This is a genomic window from Stenotrophomonas capsici (assembly GCF_034961085.1).
Classification (GTDB): Bacteria; Pseudomonadota; Gammaproteobacteria; order Xanthomonadales; family Xanthomonadaceae; genus Stenotrophomonas; species Stenotrophomonas capsici.
In genome coordinates this window covers 1-1447 of the sequence record NZ_JAYFUH010000197.1, presented here as the reverse complement: position 1 = coordinate 1447, position 1447 = coordinate 1, and the positions used below count along the sequence as shown (strand labels likewise).

The window sequence follows — 1447 nt, the reverse complement described above, 5'->3', positions numbered from 1 at the left end:
GTGGAGATGACCGCGCTCAACCGGCACGACCGCAGCACCGAGCTGGACAGCCTGGCCACGCGCCTGCGCACCTGGCGTGACCAGCCGGACGTGCTGGACGTGGCACGCGCGCTGTCCGGCGTCAGCGGCCTGGCCTCGCGCCGTGGCGCGGTGCTGTCCTACCTGCGCGACCGCCTGTTCGACCTGTCGCGCCGCAACCGCCTGCTGTTCTTCCGGCCCACCGCCGGCTCGGTCAACCTCACCGTGTCCAGCGTGCCGCTGATGCTGCAGGTGGAGAGCATCCGGCCGGAGCACATCTGCACCTGGGGCGGGCCGTTCGCGGCGGACATGACCGCCGGCAAGGCGGTCGACCTGCAGCGCTGGCTGCGCTTCGACGACCAGCCGTTCCTGCCGGCCGCGCTGGACAAGCTGATCCAGGAAACCCGCCGTGATCGCGCCGAGTATGGCTTCAGCCACCTGCGCCTGGTGGTCGCGTTCCTGCGTTGGCACAACCTCAAGGAATTCCCGGAAGAACGCATCACCACGCCGTTGCTGTGGTTGCCGGTGGAGCTGGTCCGGCGCAAGGGCGTGCGCGACCAGTACGTGCTGCAGGCCGAGGAAGGCGAGGCCGAGTTCAACCCGGTGCTGCGCCACCAGCTGCGCCAGCTCTATGACATCCAGCTGCCGGAAACGGTGGACCTGCAGAAGACCTCCATCGCGCAGGTGCATGCCGACCTGTTGGCGCAGATCCGCCGTACCGAACCGTCGGTCGAGCTGCGCCTGATCGAGAAGCCGCAGGTGCGGCTGGTCCGGCAGAAGGCCCTGCAACGCCTGCAGCAGTACCAGCGTCGCCGTCCGGCCGGGCGTGGCACGCGTGCCGTGGCCGGGCGCCTGCCCGATTACAGCTACGAGCGCGAGGATTACCGTCCACTGGGCCAGGCATTGTTCGAGCGCTGGGTGCGCCCCAGTGCGCTGCCGCAGCGGTTCGAGGCCGGTGCCGCGCCGGTGGCCGGGCCGCGCCATGCGTGGATGGTGGAGGAGGTGGCCGATGCCGAGCGCGTGGGCTATGCGCTGCAGGAGGCCGAAGGCCATCGCTACGCATGGGACCTGGACCTGACCCAGGTCACGCTGGCCAACTTCAACTACAAGAAGATGTCGCTGGTGCGTGACTACACGCAGCTGCTGGACGACAACACCGACAACCCCGCCTTCGACCGCGTGTTCTCCATCGAGCCGCGCGCCGTGGACGCCGCACCGCCGGCGCCGTTGCCGCTGCGCGAGCAGTGGAACGTGATCGCCTCCGATGCCACCCAGGGCGCGGCGGTGGGCCTGGCCCGCAGCCAGCGCAGTTTCATCATCCAGGGGCCACCGGGCACCGGCAAGTCGCAGACGATCACCAACCTGATCGCCGACTACGCCGGGCGCGGCAAGCGCATCCTGTTCGTATGCGAGAAACGCGCCGCGCTGG

The 1447-nt window shown here is 69.6% G+C and carries 1 protein-coding gene; it reads left to right on the top strand.

What is annotated here, in order from left to right:
- Window positions 1-6 precede the first annotated feature (6 nt).
- The coding region (locus VA603_RS11370; RefSeq protein WP_323438905.1) for a DUF4011 domain-containing protein at window positions 7-1447 on the top strand (1441 nt) is incomplete at its 3' end.